An 18,323-nucleotide genomic window follows, 5' to 3' on the forward strand; every position below is an offset into this window, starting at 1 on the left:
GGATTGCTTGCAAGGCATCAAGCGTCACCTCCCGGGTTGCGTGGGGCATTCGCTGCGAGGCTGTCGGGCGAGCAGACCTGGTCGCCAGCCAGCACGACGTCGTCCTGGCGCTGGGCGCCGGTGTCGAGGCGCAGCAGGCACAGGCGCTGGCCGCCCTGGCGGACTTCCAGGGTTGGCGTCGATTCGCTCATTTCAACGGCGAAGAAGCCATCCGCTTCGCTGACACTGCGGCTGGCATGGTTGATGACCATGGCGCCGCGCAGCGGCTGGCCATGGTGGTCGAGCAGGCGGCCCAGCACGGTCACCGTGCGCATGACCCGCAGCGTGCGGTAGTCGACACCGCCACGGTTGAGGTGATAGCTCAGTGAGGACGGCTGGATCACCGCCGTCGGTGCGCCTTCGCCTTCGAAGTCCAGTTGCACGCTGCCGGACTTGTAGGCACTCACCGGAATGACGTTGCGCCCCGGCCTCAGCAGGCTGGTGTGGCCGTCCAGGTCGTCGACCCGCAGCTTCAGCTCCGGGTAGTCCGATTCCACGTCGACGATCAGCCCCGCCTCGTAAGGCAGGTATTGGCCACTCAGGGCTGCCTTGCCGCCACCGATGGCCAGGGTGCTTTCCAGGTTGAGGCCGCCGCTCACTTGATTGTTGTAGGAGGAATTCTGCACATAGGCGTCGCCATGCAGCGCGCGGTTCTCGAACTGCGCGTTGGCGGCCAGGCCGACACCGTAGCGGTCGCCGTTGAGCGTTCCGCCGACGCTGCGCAGGGTGCTGCCGTCGATGTCCTGCTGGTAGGTCAGCGAAGTGTTCAGGTCACGCCCGCCATCGCGTGAAGTGCGAGTGCCGACACTCCCGGAAATGCGCCGGCCGGGACCACCCAGGCTCATGCTCAGGCTGAAGTTGACGCCGCGGTTGCGCTGGTTGCCGCTGCTGGAGTTGCCCGGGCGGTCGAACAGCGCCAACCGCCAGTTGGCATCCGAGCCCATCACCTGGCCATGATGCGACCAGCCTAGGTCAAGGGCCACGCCGCTGTTGCCGTAGCCGCCGTCGCTATGGCTCAGGCGCACGGTCGCCGTGCTCTTGCGGGTGACGCGCTGGCTGACCGACAGGGATGACTGGCGCAGCTCGCGACTGCCTGTCTGGTCGCGGTCGCGCCCATAGTCCTCGCTGTTCTCATAGCTATCCAGGCGGCGCTGTCGCGGGTATTCGAGCCAGGACCGGTTGTGGCTGAGGACCACGCTGCCCGACGCGTGGTGCCACACACCTTGCAGGTCGTAGCCATTGCCGCGCTGGTCGGTGTGGAACACATTGCCGAACACCTTGAGGCGGTCAAGCGCATCCCAGTCCAGCGAGGTGCCATACTGCATCTGTCCATCGATGCGCTGGGCCGAGGCCCCGGCCACCAGGCGCGGGTGCAGCAGGTAGTTGGTGATGACACCGGCGGCCAAGCCGCCGTAGTCCTCGTCGTCCCAGTTGCTGAGCAGTTCGCTCTGCTTGCCCAGGTACAGGTTGTAGCGCCAGGGCGAGGCGTTGTTGCTCCAGTTGTTGGGCTTGTAGATGAATTCCTCGTTGCGCGAAGTGACCTGGCCATCCTCGACCAGGCGCACTTCCACCTCGTAGATGCCCCCCGGCAGCACGCGCGTATCGATGGCCTGCAACCCGGGCTGTACAGGCTGGCTGTTGATCAACTGGCCATTGCGGTAGATCTCGACGATGCCGGGACGGTTGGGGGTGACATAGATGGGCGTGGCGCTGGCCTTGCCGTTGTCGATCGCCAGGCTGTCGCTGCTGCCGTACATCAGGCCCAGGGTGGTGTCCGGACTGTTGCCGAGCAGGCGCGGTTGGCGACTCATGGCCTGGGCGCCGGGGGTGAAATAGCCGAGCCGGAAGAAGTTGTCCTGGTGCACGCGTTCGGCGAACAGTTCGTCCACCCGGTGCCGGGTTTGCGGCCGGTCTTCGTTGCTGCGGTCGACCTGGGCCTCGGCCACCGTGGTCCAGTTGCCGACACTGCCCTGCCCGCGCAGGGCGTAGCGGCCGACGGTTTCCTGGCCGTCGCGGCTGAGGTTGAGCTGGTTGCGCAGGATCACGCCCTGGCTGCCCTGTTCGGGCAAGACGTGCCAGGCCGCCTGCTGGTCGCGTTCGGCATTGCGGGTCAGGATCGACAGCTGCGAATTGACCAGGCTGTAGTGCACTGCCACCAGGTCCTGGGGGCAGGCCTTGATGCAATTGCCCAATGCCTGCCCGGCCTGCAGTACCTCGCCCCAGCGCTGGCGCACGGTTTCCGGTTCGCGGCTTTCGTGGGTTTCGGTGAATTCCAGCAGTTGAACCCGTTCGTCACGGCTCAGTACCACCATGGCTTCGCCGAGCAGGCGACCGTCAAGGTCGATGCGCACGGCAAGGGGTACATCGAAAAAGTGTTCGTCGAATTCCTTCGGCAATCCTTCGGCCTGTCGCAGGATGCCAAGCTGACTGGTATTCCCCGTCTCTTCCCTGGCGCTGACGTCGGTCAGCCAGACGGCGGCCATGCAGCAGCCCACCGCCATTCGTATGGATGTCGCAAGAGACATGTGTGATTGCTCGTCGCGGATGGAAGCATGACCGATCACCCCCGGCCCGACATGGGGAGCGCCGGACCGGGGACGATCGGAAAGGGAGGGACTGGCCCGGGTTTACTCGGCGGTGGTCTCGAACATCATGTTCACCACGCCCAGGTAGTTGCCCGGGACATAGCCGCCGGCACCTGCAGCCTTGGCAGCTACCTCGAAACCGACGATGGCGCCGGGCGCGGCCAGTTCCTTGCTGATCACCTCGGCGGAGGTGAGGGTCAGGGACTTGCCGGCGACGCTGACGTCCAGGCCGATGGTGTCGGCGCCACTGGTGATGGTCGCCGGGTTGGTCAGGTAGGCCGAGATCGGTCCGGTGGTGCTGCGTACCTGGAGCTGCTTGCGAATCGGTTGCAGGGTTTGCTGGAAGGAGTTCCAGGCCATGTCCTGCGGCTCGTTCATCCAGTTGCCGCCTACCGGCTCGACGTAGAAGCTTTCGGTCGGGATGCTCGCGGTCACGGTGACCTGTTTCTCGATCGGGTCGGCGGCCAGGGCGGTACCAGCCGCCATCATCAATGCCAGTGGGAGTGCGAGAACGCTGTATTTCATGACCAATTTCCTTGTTGGGTGGCAAATTTTCCGATCGCCCGGCGAGAGCGCCGGACGGGGCGAATTATTTGCTATCAAGGGAAATGGCTTACATCAGACGTATCCCAGCGAGACGAGGAAATTTCCCACCGTCTTCCGTTGAAAGGCGGTGAGGGACTACCCCAGAGTGGATAGGACAAGCAGAGACGATTGCGTAGGAGCTGGTTTACCTGCGCCTACACTGACCGCGTTGGCAGGAAGATGCTGAAGCGCGCCCCGCCCAGTGCGGACTGCCCTACCGTCAACAGCCCCCCCTGGCTCTCGATCACTCGCCTGCTGATCGCCAGGCCCAGGCCAAAGCCGCCAGTGGCCCGGTCGCGGCTGCGATCCAGGCGATAGAACGGCTGGAAGATTCGCTCGCGTTCCTGCTCGGGTATGCCGATGCCGTCATCCTCCACGCTGATCAGGCAGTTGCCCTGTCCGTCCAGGCTCAGGTCCAGCAACAGGCGCCGGTGGCAGTAGCGCATGGCATTGCGGATCAGGTTCTGCACCGCCCGCGCAGTCATCCGCGGGTCGAGGGCGAAGCGCTGGTCGCCGCCGCGCACTTCCCAGCAGATATCCCGGCTGTCCAGCTCTTCGGCAAAGCTGCCGAGCACGCTGTCGACGAACTCCAGCAGCGACACTTCCACCCGCTCGACGCTCTGCCCGGGCGTTTGCAGGCGGCTATAGGACAGCAGTTCGAGCACCAGCTCGTCGAGTTCGCGGACGTGCCCGACCAGTTGCATCAGGCGCTTGCGGCTGGCTGCCGGCAGTTCGTCGTACAGCAGTACCAGGCCGAAATCCAGGCGGGTCAGCGGCGTGCGCAACTCGTGGGACACTGCGTTGAGCAGCTCGCGCTGCTGGGTGAGCAATTGCTCAAGATCATGGGCCATGGTGTCGAACACTGCGGCCAACGCGCCGATATTCGAGCGCGGCGAAATCAGCGTGCGTTCGGAGAGCTGGCCCTGGCCAAGCAACTGCGCCGTGGCCTTGAGCCGCTGCAGGTCGCGCCAGTGCGGCCATAGCCAGAGCAACAGGCAGCCAAGCAGCGCGGCGCCGATCAGCACGGTGATGCCCCAGGACAGCAGGTTGATGTCCAATGGGTCCGGCGGATTGCGCAGGGCCACCAGCCATTCGCCGCCAAGCGGGGCGATGGCGGTCTCGTAGTAGCCCCAGTCGCCCAGGCGCACTACGTTGTTGCCGGCATCGAGACGCTCGCGTTCCGCCTCGCTCAGGCCCATTTGTTCGCGGGTGCGCAGTTCGATCGCCAGCGGTGCGAAATCCGCCGCCAGCGCTTGCGCCACCCGCGGCCATTGGTTTTCCGGGACCTGGCGAAACTGCTTGACGATCAAGCTCTGCACGCCCCGGGCCTGGTCGAGGTTGTAGGCGACGTAACGCTCGTTGAACAGGTGCAGGATGGCGTCGGGGATCAGGAAAATGCCGCCGGCGTAGGCAACGATGGTCAACAGGTACAGGCGAATCAGGATCTTGAGCATGGCCGGGCCTCAGACTTCCCATTCCACACGGCTGAACAGGTACCCCTTGCCCCACACCGTCTTGATCTTGCGCGCTTCGCCGGCGTTGTCATCGAACTTGCGCCGCAGCTTGGAGATCGCCACGTCCACCGAACGGTCGGTACCGTTGAACTCGATCCCTCGCAGGTGCTGGAGGATGTGGTCGCGGCTGAGCACCGTTCCGGCATTGCGGGCCAGCACCACCAGCAGATTGAACTCGCCACTGGACAGCTCCACCGGCAGGCCGCGCCAGGTCACGGTGCGTTCGGCCAGGTCGATGCACAAGGCGCCGACCAGGATGCGATCGCTTTCCAGATGAGGCTCGGCAATGCTGCTGCGGCGCAGCAGGGTACGCACCCGGGCCAATAGCACCCGCGGTTCGCAGGGCTTGGTCACGTAGTCGTCGGCGCCCATCTCCAGGCCCAGGACCTGGTCGTGGCTGTCGTCGCGGGCGGTCAGCATGAGGATCGGCAAGGTCTGCGACTCGCCGCGCAACAGCCTGCAGACCTGCAGGCCATCGAGGCCCGGGAGCATCAGGTCGAGAATCACCAGGTCGGGCTTGTCCCGGCGCACCTGCTCCAGCACCAGGTCACCGCGGGCGATGACGCTCACGGTGAAGGCATTGCGTTGCAGGTAGCTGGCGATCAGTTCGGACAGGGCGCAGTCGTCTTCGACCAGTAGGATAGTGGGCATGGTTCGGATTGTTCGGAGGGTGTGGAAAATCGGCAGGATATAGAAGCGGCAAAGGTAAGAAGTTATTTCTTCACACTTTTTAACAGACGTTCTACAGAGCTTCACAGCCCGGGGCCGCGTGCCTGCGTACCATGCGACGGTCATTTATGGAAGATCCCTATGTTTCCTTCAAGCCCCGCCCGTCTGCGCCTTCTTCCCCTGGCTGGTGCCTTTCTCCTGCTTGCTGCCTGTGGCGCCGAACAGGGCGCCGAGGACGCGCAGATGCCCGCCCCCAACGTTTCGGTGGAAACCGTACAGGTCCAGGCGCTGGCCATCAGCAGCGAACTGTCCGGTCGTATCCAGGCGCCGCGCATTGCCGAGGTGCGGGCGCGGGTGGCCGGTGTGGTGCTCAAGCGCGAGTACCGTGAAGGCAGCGATGTGAAGCAGGGCGATGTGCTGTTCCGTATCGACCCGGCCCCCTTCCAGGCCGACTACGACAGCGCCCGCGCGACCCTGGCCAGGGCCGAGGCCAATCGCTACCAGGCCAGGTTGCAGGACCAGCGCTACGCGGAGCTGATTGCCATCGATGCGATCAGCCGCCAGGACCGCGACAATGCTCGCGCCGCGGCGATGCAGGCGGAAGCCGACGTGGCCGCGGCCAGGGCGGCGGTGGAACGGGCCAGGCTGAATCTCGGCTATGCGACGGTCACCGCGCCGATTTCCGGGCGCATTGGGCGCGCGCTGGTGACCGAGGGCGCGCTGGTGGGCCAGAACGAAAGCACCGCGCTGGCGACCATCCAGCAACTCGACCCGATCCATGCCGATGTCACCCAGTCGACCCGCGAAATCAACGCTCTGCGCCGTTCGTTGCGGGCCGGCCAATTGCAGCAGGTCGGCCAGGAGGAGGCCAAGGTCACCCTGATCCAGGACGACGGCACGCCCTACCCGCTCCCCGGCAAACTGCTGTTCTCGGATATCGCCGTGGACCCGGGGACGGGTCAGATCACCTTGCGCAGCGAGTTCCCCAACCCCGATCTCGACCTGCTGCCGGGCAGCTTTGTCCGCGTGCGCGTCGAGCAGGCCGTGCAGCCCCAGGGCATCAGCGTGCCGCAACAGGCGATCCTGCGCGACAGCGCCGGCCAGCCACGCGTGCTGGTGGTCGACGACGAACACCGCATCGTCGAGCGTGCGGTGGTTTTGGGCGCTGCGCAGAACAATCGCTGGATCGTCAGTGACGGCCTGAGCCCGGGCGAACGGGTGGTCACCGAAGGCCTGCAGCATGTCAAGGCCGGTGACCAGGTGCAGGTCACCCCCGCCGCTTCCGTCCACCAGCCCATCGTCCAGAATTCCGGCCAGTGAGGGCCTGATCCATGCCACGGTTTTTCATCGAACGCCCGGTATTCGCCTGGGTGGTCGCCCTGTTCATCCTCCTCGCCGGCGCCCTGGCCCTGCCCAAACTGCCAGTGGCCCAGTACCCCAACGTCGCGCCGCCGCAGGTGGAAATCTATGCGGTGTATCCCGGCGCATCGGCACAAACCATGGACGACAGCGTGGTCAGCCTGATCGAGCAGGAGCTCAACGGCGCCGATCACCTGCTGTATTTCCAGTCCCAGAGCAGCCTGGGCAGCGCTACCATCACCGCCACCTTCGAGCCCGGGACCAACCCGGAGCTGGCCCAGGTGGACGTGCAGAACCGCCTGAAGATCGTCGAGTCGCGCCTGCCCCGGGCCGTGACCCAACAAGGCCTGCAGGTGGAAAAGGTGTCCACCGGTTTTCTCCTGCTGGTGACCCTCAGTTCAGAGGATGCACGGCTCGACGAGACGGCCCTGAGCGACTTTCTCGCGCGCAACGTGATGAACGAGATCCGCCGCCTGCCTGGCGTAGGCAAGGCGCAGCTGTATGGCTCCGAGCGGGCCATGCGCATCTGGATCGACCCGCGCAAGCTGATCGCCTTCAATCTTACGCCCGAGGACGTCAACGCTGCCGTTGCCGCGCAGAACGCCCAGGTGGCACCGGGCAGCATCGGCGACCTGCCCGGTCGGCCAGGCCAGGAAATCACCGCCAACGTGCTGGTCAAGGGGCAGTTGTCGAACCCCGAGGAGTTCGCCGCCATCGTCCTGCGCGCCAATCCGGACGGCTCCAGCGTGACCGTCGGCGATGTCGCCCGGGTCGAGATCGGTGCCCAGGAATACCAGTTCGGCACCCGCCTCAACGGCAAGGCGGCCACTGCGTTCAGCGTGCAACTGGCGCCGGGAGCCAACGCCATGCAGACCGCGACTTTGGTGCGCGAGAAGATGGACGAGCTGTCGCGCTACTTCCCGCCAGGTGCGAAATACGACATACCCTACGACACCTCGCCCTTCGTCAAGGTCTCCATTACCCAGGTGATCCACACCCTGGGTGAAGCCATTGTCCTGGTGTTCCTGGTGATGCTGCTGTTCCTGCAGAACATCCGCTACACCCTGATCCCGACCCTGGTGGTGCCGGTGGCATTGATGGGCACCTTCGCCGCCATGCTCGTCCTGGGGTTCTCGATCAACGTGCTGACCCTGTTCGGCATGGTCCTGGCCATCGGCATCCTGGTGGACGATGCCATCGTGGTGGTGGAAAACGTCGAGCGAATCATGATGGAGGAAGGCCTGCCGCCGAAGGAGGCAACGCGCAAGGCGATGGGGCAGATCAGCGGTGCCATCGTCGGCATTACCGTGGTGCTGGTGGCGGTATTCCTGCCGATGGCCTTCATGAGCGGATCGGTAGGCGTGATCTACCAGCAGTTTTCCATGTCCATGGCGGTGTCGATCCTGTTCTCGGCCTTCCTCGCCCTCAGCCTGACCCCGGCCCTCTGCGCCACCTTGCTCAAGCCGGTGGCCAAGGGCGAACAGCATGCGCGCCGCGGCCTGTATGGCTGGTTCAACCGGCGTTTCGAGGCCATGAGCGACGGTTACCAGCGCTGGGTGGTGCAGGCCATCGCCCGTAGCGGCCGCTACCTGCTGGTCTACGCCCTGCTGTTCGCCGCGCTGGTGTTCAGCTTCGGCCAGTTGCCGTCGTCGTTCCTGCCGACCGAGGACCAGGGCTACACCATCACCGACGTGCAGTTGCCGCCAGGCGCCAGCCGCGAGCGTACCGAGCAGGTGGCCGCGCAGATCGAGGAGCACAACGCTGCCGAACCCGGAGTGGGCGATACCACGGTAATTCTCGGTTTCAGCTTTTCCGGCAACGGGCAGAATGCGGCGCTGGTGTTCACCACGTTGAAGGACTGGTCGGAACGGGCCGCCGATGACGCTGCAGCGGCCATCGCCGAGCGCGCCACCATCGCCTTCAGCCAGTTCAAGAATGCCATCGCCTACTCGGTGCTGCCGCCGCCGGTGGACGGCCTGGGCACCTCGACCGGTTTCGAGTTTCGCCTGCAGGACCGCGGTGGCCTGGGCTATGCCCGGCTGATGGCGGCGCGCGATCAGTTGCTGGCCGCTGCGGAAAAAAGCCCGGTGTTGGTCAACGTGCGCGAGAGCGCCCTCGCGGAAAGCCCGCAGGTGCAACTGGAGATCGACCGCAAGCAGGCCAATGCGCTGGGCGTGTCCTTCGCCGATATCGGCACGGTGCTGAATACCGCCGTGGGCTCCAGCTACGTCAACGACTTCCCCAACCAGGGCCGCATGCAGCGGGTGGTGGTTCAGGCCGAGGGCGACAGCCGCAGCCAGGTCGAGGACCTGCTGCAGATCCACGTACGCAACAGCAGCGGCAAGATGGTTCCGCTGGCAGCCTTCGCCAAGGCAAGCTGGGTATCCGGGCCGGTGCAACTGACCCGCTACAACGGCTATCCGGCGATTGCCGTGAGTGGCGAACCGGCGCCAGGCTACAGTTCGGGCCAGGCCATGGCCGAGATCGAGCGACTGGTGGGCGGGCTGCCGCTGGGCTTCGGCCTGGAGTGGACCGGATTGTCCTTGCAGGAACGCTTGTCGGGTAGCCAGGCGCCATTGTTGATGGCCCTGTCGCTGCTGGTGGTGTTCCTCTGCCTGGCGGCCCTCTATGAAAGCTGGTCGATCCCGACCTCGGTGCTGCTGGTGGTACCGCTGGGAATCCTCGGCGCGGTGCTGGCCGTGACCCTGCGCGGCTTGCCCAACGACGTGTTTTTCAAGGTCGGCCTGATCACCCTGATCGGTCTGTCGGCGAAGAACGCCATCCTGATCATCGAATTCGCCAAGAGCCTGGTGGATGAAGGGCATGACCTGGTGGACGCGACGGTCCAGGCGGCACGCCTGCGCTTGCGGCCGATCGTGATGACCTCGCTGGCCTTCATCCTCGGGGTGGTGCCGCTGGCCCTCGCGACCGGAGCCAGTTCGGCCAGCCAGCAGGCGATCGGCACCGGGGTGGTCGGCGGCATGCTCAGCGCGACCCTGGCGGTGGTGTTCGTACCGGTGTTCTTCGTCGTGGTGATGCGGGTGACGGGGTATCAGAAGAAGAAAGCCGGGACTGAGGTGCCTGCGGGCGAAGTGAACTGTTGAAGATGTACCGGCCTCCCACAGGTACATCGCGGAACCTGTGGGAGCTGCGGTTCGGCGCCCCGACTTGCCAGCGATGAGGCCCTCAAGAACGACACAGTTGAAACCTGCCTGCCGCCCATGGGATGGTGCCACCCTCGTCCAGCAGGAAATCCCGCTCATGACCCTTCTCCCTCCCTGCTCCATCCTCATCCTCGCCGGCGGCCGCGGCCAGCGCATGGGCGGGCGGGACAAGGGGTTGCTGGAGTGGCGCGGCGAGCCGATGGTTGCCCATCTGCATCGCACCCTGCGCCCGCTGACCGACGACCTGATCATCTCCTGCAACCGCAATCTCGACCGCTACCGCCCCTATGCCGATACCCTGGTGCAGGATGCCGAAGGCGATTTCCCCGGCCCCTTCGCCGGTGTCCTGGCGGGCCTCGCGGTGGCACGGCATGACTGGTTGCTGGTGCTGGCCTGTGATGCACCGAAGGTCGATCGGCCCTTGCTGGAGTCGCTGCTGAAGCTGGCAACCGATGCGCATACACCGGTAATGATCCGCCAGAACGGCCACTGGCAACCCATGTTCAGCCTCATCCCGCGCGCACTTGCACCCACACTTTCAGCCGCCTGGGAAAGTGGCGAACGCAGTCTGTCGTGGGTGTTGCGCGGCGGGCCTTTGCTGGCCCTGGACTGTGCCGGGGACGATCCCCGACTGGCCAACTTCAATACGCCGGATTGCCTGGACGACGCCGCTTCAGCGCAATCGTGAGCGGATCTGTCGGCAGGTGTCGAGCATCTGCTGCATGTTGCCGGGCTCCAGGCCAAGCTTGCCGTTCATGCAATCGAGCAGTTGCGCGGCTTCGAGCTTGAGCGCCCTGCCCTTTTCGGTCAGCAGTACCTTGCGTCGACGGCGGTCGCCTGGGTCCAGGTAGACCGTGATGAAGCCGGCGTCGCTCAAGCGACGGATGATCGGCGTCAGGGTGCCAAGGTCGAACAGGGTCACCGCACTCAGGGAACTGATGGACATGTCGTCCTCGCCCCACAGCCCGATCAGCACCAGCAATTGCGGGTAGGTCACGCCATGCCGGCGCAGCGGCTCGCCATAATCGCGAACCATGGCATTGGCCGTGGAGTACAGGGTGAAGCACAGCATTCTGTCGAAATCGAAGGTAGGTTCTTCCATAGGCGTCTCTCGTGCGGTGTTCATGCAGCCACCGCGGCTTGCTCGTAGCGTGCCCGGTTCCGCAGCAGAACCAGATCCACTGGCCTGCGACCCGTGCCGGGCATGGTTGTGGTGAGTGTTGTCCGCTTCCCGCGCGCCAGCATCAGGCAGGCGTGGCACTCGCTCGGGAACAGCCGGTGCAGGGTCGTGGTCGGGAAATGGGGATACGGGCTGTTCATCCTTGATGTCCGGTGGCGATACGACCCGGGATACCGGGGTGCATCCGATGCCGCGCGATGCTGTCCTTCGATGGCGCGGACAATGGCAGGCGGCCCGGGACCTTGTCAGTGACTTCGCGGGCCAGATTAATGCGCAACGAGTCCATTACCGAAACACCCTTCATGGGTCGCCTCATTGGTTTGTGTAAAAAGTAAAGACGCAGTTGGTCGGAAATGTCTTGAAATGTGAACTGGATCCGATTTCTCCCAAGATTGCCCCATCCGAACGAATATAGCCAGTTGCCATTGCGGCGAATAAATGACGTCAAGAAACGGCGAAAGCCCGTCTGGGACGGGCTTTCGGGGTCATAGGGAATGGCTCGGTGCGTTCAGCCCAGGCTATGCCAACTGCGCTTGTCCTTGGCCAGCAGATCGTCCGCTGCCGCCGGGCCATCTTCTCCGGCAGCGTAACTGTGCACCTCGCCAGCGTCTTTCCAGGCGTCGAGGAAGGGTTGCACTGCGCGCCAGCCGTTCTCGATATTGTCGGCTCGCTGGAACAGGGTCTGGTCGCCGGTCAGGCAGTCGTAGATCAGGGTTTCGTAACCGGTGGCCGGCTGCATCCTGAAGAAGTCCTTGTAGGCGAAGCCCAGGGCGATGGTTTCCATTTCCAGGGCAGGCCCGGGACGCTTGGCTTGCAGGTCGAACCACATGCCTTCGTTGGGCTGGATCTGGATCTTCAGGTAGTTGGGCTTGGGCCGTTCGGCATCGCTGTCGCGAAATTGCGAATACGGTGCAGGCTTGAAACAGATGGCGATCTCGGTGTCGCGCACGCTCATGCGCTTGCCGGTACGCAGGTAGAACGGCACGCCGACCCAGCGCCAGTTGTCGATCATCACTTTCAGCGCGACGTAGGTTTCGGTCTGGCTGTCCGCCGCTACCCGCGGCTCCTGCCTGTAGCCCTTAAGCTTCCTGCGCCCTTGCTTGCCCTCGGTGTATTGGCCGCGTACCGAGTTCTTCAAGGCCATGGCCTTGGACCAGGGACGGATCGCGCCGATGACCTTGGCCTTTTCGCTGCGCACCGCATCGGCACCGAAGGCGGCCGGCGGCTCCATGGCCACCATCGCCAGCAACTGGAACAGGTGATTGGGCACCATGTCGCGCAAGGCACCGGTGTGGTCGTAGAACGCGCCGCGCTCCTCGACACCGACGGTTTCCGCCGCCGTGATCTGTACGTGATCGATGTAATGGTTGTTCCAGAATGCCTCGAACAGACCGTTGGAAAAACGGCTGACCAGGATGTTCTGCACCGTCTCCTTGCCCAGGTAGTGATCGATCCGGTAGATCTGCTTTTCGCTCATCACGCGCAGCAGGCTGGCGTTGAGCATCTCGGCGCTGGCGAGGTCGGAGCCGAACGGCTTTTCGATCACCACCCGGCGAAAACCCTCGGTTTCGCTGAGCAAGCCGGCGTCGCCGAGACGTTGCACCACATCGGTAAAAAACCGCGGCGCCGTGGCCAGGTAGAAGATCGCATTGCCGTTGCGCGACTTGCCGATCTGCTTGCCAATGGCCTGGTAGGTGGCCGCCTCGAGAAAATCCCCGGTCAGGTAGTCGATGCGCTTGGCCAGGCGCGCCCAGCGCTTCGGGTCGAAGCATTGCGCGCCTTCGCCGGAGCCCTTGTCGCGCTCGCGCATGAAGCCCTCCAGGCGCTGGACGAATTCGCTGGCGCTGGCCGGGTTGTGATCGACCCCGACGATCCGCAGGTTGTTGTCCAGCAGGCCGTCGCGACTCAGGTTGTACAAGGCCGGCATCAACAGGCGCTTGACCAGGTCGCCGCTGGCGCCGAACAGGAACAGGGTGCAGGGTGGCGCGGTTTCGACGTTGTACGGGTTCATTCAGGACGCTCGACATGGCCGCCGAAACCGAAGCGCATGGCTGACAACAGCTTGTCGCCATAGGTGCCCTGCTGTTGGCGCGAGCGGAAACGGGCAAACAGTGCACTGCTCAGCACCGGCACCGGAACCGCCTGTTCGACGGCTGCATCGATGGTCCAGCGGCCCTCGCCACTGTCGGCCACGGCGCCGCTGTAGTGCTCCAGGTGCGGGTCGGCCGCCAATGCGTCGGCGGTCAGGTCCAGCAGCCATGAGGTGACCACGCTGCCACGCCGCCAGACCTCGGCGATCTGCGCCAGGTCCAGCTCGTAGCGCTGGTCTGGGGGCAATGCCTCGCTGGCCTTGCCCCGCAGAATGTCGAAACCTTCGGCGTAGGCCTGCATCAGGCCGTATTCGATGCCATTGTGGATCATCTTGACGAAGTGCCCGGAACCGGCCGGGCCGGCATGGATATAGCCCTGCTCGGCGCGACCCGGTTCGCCGCTGCGACCGCGGGTGCGAGGAATGCTGCCGATTCCCGGGGCCAGGCTGGCGAACAGCGGATCGAGGCGTTCGACCACTGCCTGCTCGCCGCCGATCATCATGCAATAGCCTCGCTCCAGGCCCCACACGCCACCCGAGGTGCCCACGTCGATGTAGTGCAGGTGGCGTTTTTTCAAATCGCTGGCGCGGCGTATATCGTCCTTGTAGAAGCTGTTGCCACCATCGATCAGGACGTCGCCGGCGTCCAGCAGGTCGGCCAGTTGCGCCAGGGTCTGCTCGGTCGGCTCGCCGGCGGGCAGCATCACCCAGATCGCCCTGGGCCTGGCCAGATGGCCGACCAGGGCTGGAAGATCATTCGCGCCCTGTGCGCCCTCGACCGCCAGCGCGGCGATCGCCGCCGGGTTGCGGTCGTTCACCACCACCTGGTGACCGTTGCGCATCAGCCGCCTTGCAATGTTGCCGCCCATGCGGCCCAGTCCCACGATTCCCAGTTGCATGTGCCGATGCTCCAGTCCGAGGAAGAAGTCCTCAAGGTTAGTCCAGCATGGGCAGCGATGGTTTCACGACGAACGGCGAGACAGCGGCCAATAAAAAAGTTCCCTTGGCGAAAAAAAGAATTCAGAATCCCGCCCCGTCAAGCGTCTACGCTTCAGTTGTGTGACAAGCCATTAGTGAGGTGCCCTATGCAAACCCTGATCTCGGCAGCCCCGCCCCAGACGCTCTACGTCTCGATCCGCCGTGACGAACTGCAGCGCCTGAAGCAGGAGCGCGACGCCCTCCAGGAACAGGTCGCGCAACTGAACCTGCTGCTGCAGCAAGCCCGGCTGGGCGACCACGCGCTGACCCGCTGACTCAGCCCAGCAGCACACTACACCAGTAGATCACCCCCAGCGCCGCCAGCAGCAACAGCATCCACGCTGACAAGCGCGACACCCACGCCCTGTAGCGTTGCGCCAGGGCGTGACGCATCAGGCCGATGTACAGGGCCAGTATCCCCAGGTCCACAAGCAGCCACAGCAAGGCCAGAAGGCCGACGCTGGTGCCGAACGAGCCGGTCACCGGGATGAACTGGGGAAACAAGGCAACGAAGAACAGGATGTCCTTGGGGTTGGAGATGCCGATCAGAAAACCCTGCCACCATCCATTGGCCTTCCGGTCAGGGCTTGTCTCTCCCTCCCCGCCATCGCGCAAGCCACTGAACCCCAGCCAGCCGATGAACAGGCACCCAGCCAGGGCGCCCCACTGCAACAGGTGCGGGCTCAACGCCAGGGCCCCGGCCAGCACGCCCGCTGCCGCCGCCACCAGCACCAGCGACGCCGCATTGGCGCCGAGCGCCGTACGGATTGCACTGGCGGTGCCGCTACGACTGGCCGCATCCACGACCAGCAGCACGACCGGCCCAGGTGTCGCGATCAACAGGACAATGGTGCCCAGATAGGCAATCAGCAAGGTGGTGTTCATGTCATTCCAGGATTCGTTGATCGCGGGCATTCTGGTTAGCCGACGGCTCCTTGAAAAACGCAAAATGCGCAGGCCTACTATGACTCCAGCTCATAGTGGACTCTGTTCAGTGGCCGATCGCCTGCCTCCCCTCTACGCCCTGCGCGCCTTCGAAGTCGCGGCCCGCTCCTGCTCCTTTACCCGTGCCGCCGACGAGCTGGCCCTGACCCAGAGCGCGATCAGCCGGCATATTCGTAGCCTGGAAAGCCATCTCGGCTGCCGCCTGTTCGAACGCCAAGGGCCGCGCTTGCGCCTTACCGACGTCGGGGAGCGTCTGGCCAGGCAGCTCAATGCCGGTTTCGGCCTGATCGAGCAAGCCTGTCAGCCGTTTCGCGAGGGTGGCCGGCAACTGCGCCTTAAAGCCCCCTCGACCCTGACCATGCACTGGCTGCTGGACTGCCTGGCGCTTTTTCGCCAGGAACCGGAGCCGATGGGTGTGCAGCTCGCCAGTGTGTGGATGGATCAGGACAGCGTGGACTTTTCCAGCGAGCCCTACGACTGCGCGGTATTGCTGGGAAACGGGCATTTCGGCGAACGGGTGAAATGCCGCTTGCTGTTCGAGGAGTGGCTGATTCCCATCTGTTCACCCGCCCTGCTGGGGAACCGGGCGTGGGACGCCGCGCACCTGGGCGAGTCGCCGCTGGTGCATCCCTCGGCAGATCGACGTGACTGGCAACGCTGGCTGCAGGGCGCCGGCCTGGGTGCACAGGTGCAACTCGATCGTGGTATCTGCTTCGATACCCTGGACCAGGGCATGGGGGCGGCGATGGCCGGGCATGGCGTATCGATCGGGGATCTGGCGCTCGTTGGCCGGCATGTACGCGACGGGCGCCTGGCGCTGCCGTTCAAGCAGGCGGTGGCGACCGGGGACGGCTATTACCTGGTGTGGCCGCAAGGCAGTGCCTGGGAAACCGCAGTGCAGCGGCTGGGGGACTTTCTGCTGGAGCACCGCCCGCAGTCGGCATCGGTACAAGAACCCGGGTAACATGCCCTCATGCAAATCGACCTCTTCACCCCAGCGCCAGCAAGCGCACCGCAATGGCTCGGCCAGCAGGTCGTCCTGTTGCCAGGCTTCGCCCTTGACCGGGTCGAGCTACTGCTGCCCGCCTTGCGCCAGATCGTCCTCGCCGCCCCCTTTCGCAACATGATCACGCCCGGCGGCCGGACCATCGCCGTGCGCGTAACCAACTGCGGCGAACTGGGCTGGATCAGCGATCAGCGGGGCTACCGCTACAGCCCTGTAGACCCGCTCAGCGGCCAGCCCTGGCCGGCGCTGCCACCCGTATTCAGCGACCTGGCCCGGGCCGCTGCGCAGGCAGCCGGCTTTGCCGATTTCATCCCGGACGCGTGCCTGATCAACAGCTACCTGCCAGGCAATCGCCTGACCCTGCACCAGGACCGCAACGAGCGGGACTTCAGCCAGCCGATCGTTTCGGTATCCCTCGGCCTGCCCGCCACCTTCCTGCTCGGCGGCCATGAACGGGCCGAGCGCACGCAGAAAGTCGGCCTGCAGCATGGCGACGTGCTGGTCTGGGGCGGCGAAGACCGCCTGCGCTTCCATGGAATCCTGCCACTGAAGGACGGCGCTCACCCGGTGCTGGGGGCGCGCCGGATCAACTTCACCCTGCGCAAGGCCGGTTGATGACCATTCGCTCCGCCCGTCCCGACGATGCCGTGGTGCTTCCCGCCATAGAGCGCTCGGCGGCACAGTCGTTCGCTGCGATCGCCCACCTCGCCTGGCTGGCCAGGCATGAGGTGCTTGGCGTCGAGCAGCACCTGGCCTTTATCGCCAACGGCCTGCACTGGGTGGCGGTGGATGATGAGGATCGCCCCGAGGGTTTCCTGTGTGCGAGCGCGCAGGGGCACGCGCTTCATATCGAGGAACTCTCGGTTGCCCGAAGCAGCCAGGGGCGAGGCTTGGGGCGTGAGCTGATCATGCACGTCCAGGACCAGGCCGCCGCCGCAGGCTTCCGGGCCTTGACCCTGACGACCTTTGCCGACGTGCCCTGGAATGCACCCTTCTATGCCCGGTTGGGCTTCGAACGCGTGGACGCACATCACGCCAGCGACTTTCTTCGCCAGCAGTTGCAGCATGAGCACGCGCTCGGGCTGCCGGGGCGTTGCGCCATGGTCAAGCGCCTGTAGCCGTTATGCCTGGGTCGATTGCTGCTGCGCCGCACGCAGTGCTTCGATGCCGGCTTGCAGGTCCTTCACCTGGCTGACCAATTGCAGCCGTTCGGCGTCGACCTGTACCAGTTGCACCGCCTGATCCTGCATCTGCCGCTGCAATTCGTCCCGGGCTCCCTGGGACTGGGCCAGGTTGGCGCTCAGGGTGCGGGTTTCGAGCACGTGCTGTTCGCACTGATCCTTGAGCTGCTGGACTTCGCGCTGGATATGGCGCGCCTCCACCAGCAAGCGTTCGTTGTCGCGGTTGAGTCGGGTGGTTTCGTCCTGCTTGACGATCAGGGTCTGCTGCAACTGACGCAGCTCGACCTGCAACTGCTGCACCTGGGCTTCGTGGCGGCGCTGGTCCTGCTCGCGTTGTTCGCGACTGGCGCTGCGGTAATGTTCAAGGGCATCACGCGCATGCTGATGCTTGTCTTCCAACGAAGCGATCTGTTCGTCCTTGTCGGCCAGGCGCACGTTCAGCTCGCCCACCGCCTGGCTCAGCGTGGCATTGCGCGTGTGTTCGCTCTGCAAGGTGCTGCGCGTGGTCGCCAGTTCGGCGGACTCGGCCGCCAGCGCCGCACCCTGGATCTGCAACTGCTGCTGCGCCGCAGCCAGTGCCTGCTGGCTTTCCTGCAACTGCGCCTTGAGCGCTGTGGTTTCCACATCGAAAGACTTCTGCGCCTCATCGATCTTCGCATCGCTTTCTTCTTTCAGTTGCTCGGCCAGTTGGCGCACCAGAGCGCTGATGGACTCGCTCAGGTCCGGCACGCTGGTGGTGGCCGGGGGCTTCTGAATGTCCAGTTCCTTCAGGTACCGATGAATGGTGGTTTTCGAACCGGTATTTCCCAGTTCAATGCGCACCGCATCGATGCTCGGGTGCTCACCCCGGGCAAGGATCGCCTGACGAGCCTTGTGCACTACCGCCTTGTTGATACCACCACGCGCCATGTTGCAATTTCCTGCGATTTCATAATGTGGTACGTATGGTGTACTTACATACTGAATTAGTCAATTTGGAAGAGATTAATTTTTAAAATAAAACATCAAATAATCACGACTTATCAGATG

At 64.5% G+C, this 18,323-nt stretch carries 15 protein-coding genes and 1 pseudogene; 7 read left to right on the forward strand and 9 right to left on the reverse strand.

Annotation, left to right across the window (positions count from 1 at the left end):
- Positions 1-17: 17 nt before the first annotated feature.
- The 4 genes from ACPFMA_RS14350 to ACPFMA_RS14365 all read right to left on the reverse strand — a co-directional run bounded on the left by ACPFMA_RS14350 (position 18) and on the right by ACPFMA_RS14365 (position 5,374).
- Complete coding sequence (locus tag ACPFMA_RS14350) at positions 18-2,522, reverse strand: TcfC E-set like domain-containing protein (protein ID WP_425928028.1); 2,505 nt, start codon at positions 2,520-2,522, stop codon at positions 18-20.
- Between the two features lie 144 nt (positions 2,523-2,666).
- Positions 2,667-3,149 carry a CS1 type fimbrial major subunit gene (locus ACPFMA_RS14355; RefSeq protein ID WP_425928029.1) on the reverse strand — a complete coding sequence of 161 codons (483 nt, stop codon included), beginning with the start codon at positions 3,147-3,149 and terminating at the stop codon, positions 2,667-2,669.
- A 215-nt stretch (positions 3,150-3,364) separates the two neighbouring features.
- Positions 3,365-4,663 (reverse strand): ATP-binding protein, encoded by a 1,299-nt coding sequence (locus tag ACPFMA_RS14360; RefSeq protein WP_420056482.1) that lies wholly within the window; start codon positions 4,661-4,663, stop codon positions 3,365-3,367.
- A 9-nt stretch (positions 4,664-4,672) separates the two neighbouring features.
- The gene (locus ACPFMA_RS14365; RefSeq protein ID WP_009402221.1) at positions 4,673-5,374 is read right to left on the reverse strand and encodes a response regulator transcription factor; all 702 of its coding nucleotides are present in this window, start codon (positions 5,372-5,374) and stop codon (positions 4,673-4,675) included.
- Between the two features lie 159 nt (positions 5,375-5,533).
- Here ACPFMA_RS14365 and ACPFMA_RS14370 point away from each other — a divergent pair, with 159 nt between their 5' ends.
- The 3 genes from ACPFMA_RS14370 (at position 5,534) to mobA (ending at position 10,603) form a co-directional block, all read left to right on the forward strand.
- Positions 5,534-6,712: an efflux RND transporter periplasmic adaptor subunit gene (locus ACPFMA_RS14370; RefSeq protein ID WP_425928030.1), complete on the forward strand. Its 1,179-nt coding sequence runs from the start codon at positions 5,534-5,536 to the stop codon at positions 6,710-6,712.
- An 11-nt stretch (positions 6,713-6,723) separates the two neighbouring features.
- On the forward strand, positions 6,724-9,855 hold the full coding sequence (locus ACPFMA_RS14375) for a multidrug efflux RND transporter permease subunit (RefSeq protein WP_425928031.1): 3,132 nt from the start codon (positions 6,724-6,726) through the stop codon (positions 9,853-9,855).
- Between the two features lie 157 nt (positions 9,856-10,012).
- Positions 10,013-10,603: a molybdenum cofactor guanylyltransferase MobA gene (gene mobA / locus ACPFMA_RS14380; RefSeq protein ID WP_425928032.1), complete on the forward strand. Its 591-nt coding sequence runs from the start codon at positions 10,013-10,015 to the stop codon at positions 10,601-10,603.
- Here mobA and ACPFMA_RS14385 read toward each other — a convergent pair.
- The 3 genes and pseudogenes from ACPFMA_RS14385 to gnd form a co-directional block, all read right to left on the reverse strand.
- On the reverse strand, positions 10,589-11,017 hold the full coding sequence (locus tag ACPFMA_RS14385; protein WP_009408122.1) for a MarR family winged helix-turn-helix transcriptional regulator: 429 nt from the start codon (positions 11,015-11,017) through the stop codon (positions 10,589-10,591). The two genes, mobA and ACPFMA_RS14385, sit on opposite strands and share 15 nt — an antisense overlap.
- A gap of 586 nt (positions 11,018-11,603) precedes the next feature.
- Positions 11,604-13,106 (reverse strand): glucose-6-phosphate dehydrogenase, encoded by a 1,503-nt coding sequence (gene zwf, locus ACPFMA_RS14390; protein WP_425928033.1) that lies wholly within the window; start codon positions 13,104-13,106, stop codon positions 11,604-11,606.
- Positions 13,103-14,104: pseudogene (gene gnd / locus ACPFMA_RS14395) on the reverse strand (phosphogluconate dehydrogenase (NAD(+)-dependent, decarboxylating)); the annotation flags it as partial. The gene zwf and the pseudogene gnd, both read right to left, overlap by 4 nt.
- Positions 14,105-14,269: 165 nt before the next feature.
- Here gnd and ACPFMA_RS14400 point away from each other — a divergent pair.
- A complete protein-coding gene (locus tag ACPFMA_RS14400) occupies positions 14,270-14,437 on the forward strand; it encodes a DUF6026 family protein (protein WP_420056477.1) in 168 nt (55 codons plus the stop codon).
- A gap of 1 nt (position 14,438) precedes the next feature.
- Here ACPFMA_RS14400 and ACPFMA_RS14405 read toward each other — a convergent pair whose 3' ends face one another.
- A complete protein-coding gene (locus tag ACPFMA_RS14405) occupies positions 14,439-15,047 on the reverse strand; it encodes a LysE family translocator (RefSeq protein ID WP_420056476.1) in 609 nt (202 codons plus the stop codon).
- Between the two features lie 109 nt (positions 15,048-15,156).
- Here ACPFMA_RS14405 and ACPFMA_RS14410 point away from each other — a divergent pair, with 109 nt between their 5' ends.
- Genes ACPFMA_RS14410 through ACPFMA_RS14420 form a run of 3 tightly spaced genes read left to right on the forward strand, consistent with a single transcriptional unit; the run spans position 15,157 to position 17,231 of the window.
- Positions 15,157-16,071 carry a LysR substrate-binding domain-containing protein gene (locus tag ACPFMA_RS14410; RefSeq protein WP_425928034.1) on the forward strand — a complete coding sequence of 305 codons (915 nt, stop codon included), beginning with the start codon at positions 15,157-15,159 and terminating at the stop codon, positions 16,069-16,071.
- A 9-nt stretch (positions 16,072-16,080) separates the two neighbouring features.
- Positions 16,081-16,728: a DNA oxidative demethylase AlkB gene (gene alkB / locus ACPFMA_RS14415; RefSeq protein WP_425928035.1), complete on the forward strand. Its 648-nt coding sequence runs from the start codon at positions 16,081-16,083 to the stop codon at positions 16,726-16,728.
- The gene (locus ACPFMA_RS14420; RefSeq protein WP_425928036.1) at positions 16,728-17,231 is read left to right on the forward strand and encodes a GNAT family N-acetyltransferase; all 504 of its coding nucleotides are present in this window, start codon (positions 16,728-16,730) and stop codon (positions 17,229-17,231) included. Before alkB ends, ACPFMA_RS14420 begins: the two co-directional genes overlap by 1 nt.
- Positions 17,232-17,234: 3 nt before the next feature.
- Here the strand turns inward: ACPFMA_RS14420 and ACPFMA_RS14425 are convergent, their stop codons facing one another.
- On the reverse strand, positions 17,235-18,203 hold the full coding sequence (locus ACPFMA_RS14425) for a DNA-binding protein (RefSeq protein WP_064304529.1): 969 nt from the start codon (positions 18,201-18,203) through the stop codon (positions 17,235-17,237).
- Positions 18,204-18,323 lie beyond the last annotated feature (120 nt).

The sequence above is a fragment of the Pseudomonas sp. NyZ201 genome, from assembly GCF_049860765.1.
GTDB lineage: Bacteria > Pseudomonadota > Gammaproteobacteria > Pseudomonadales > Pseudomonadaceae > Aquipseudomonas > Aquipseudomonas bharatica.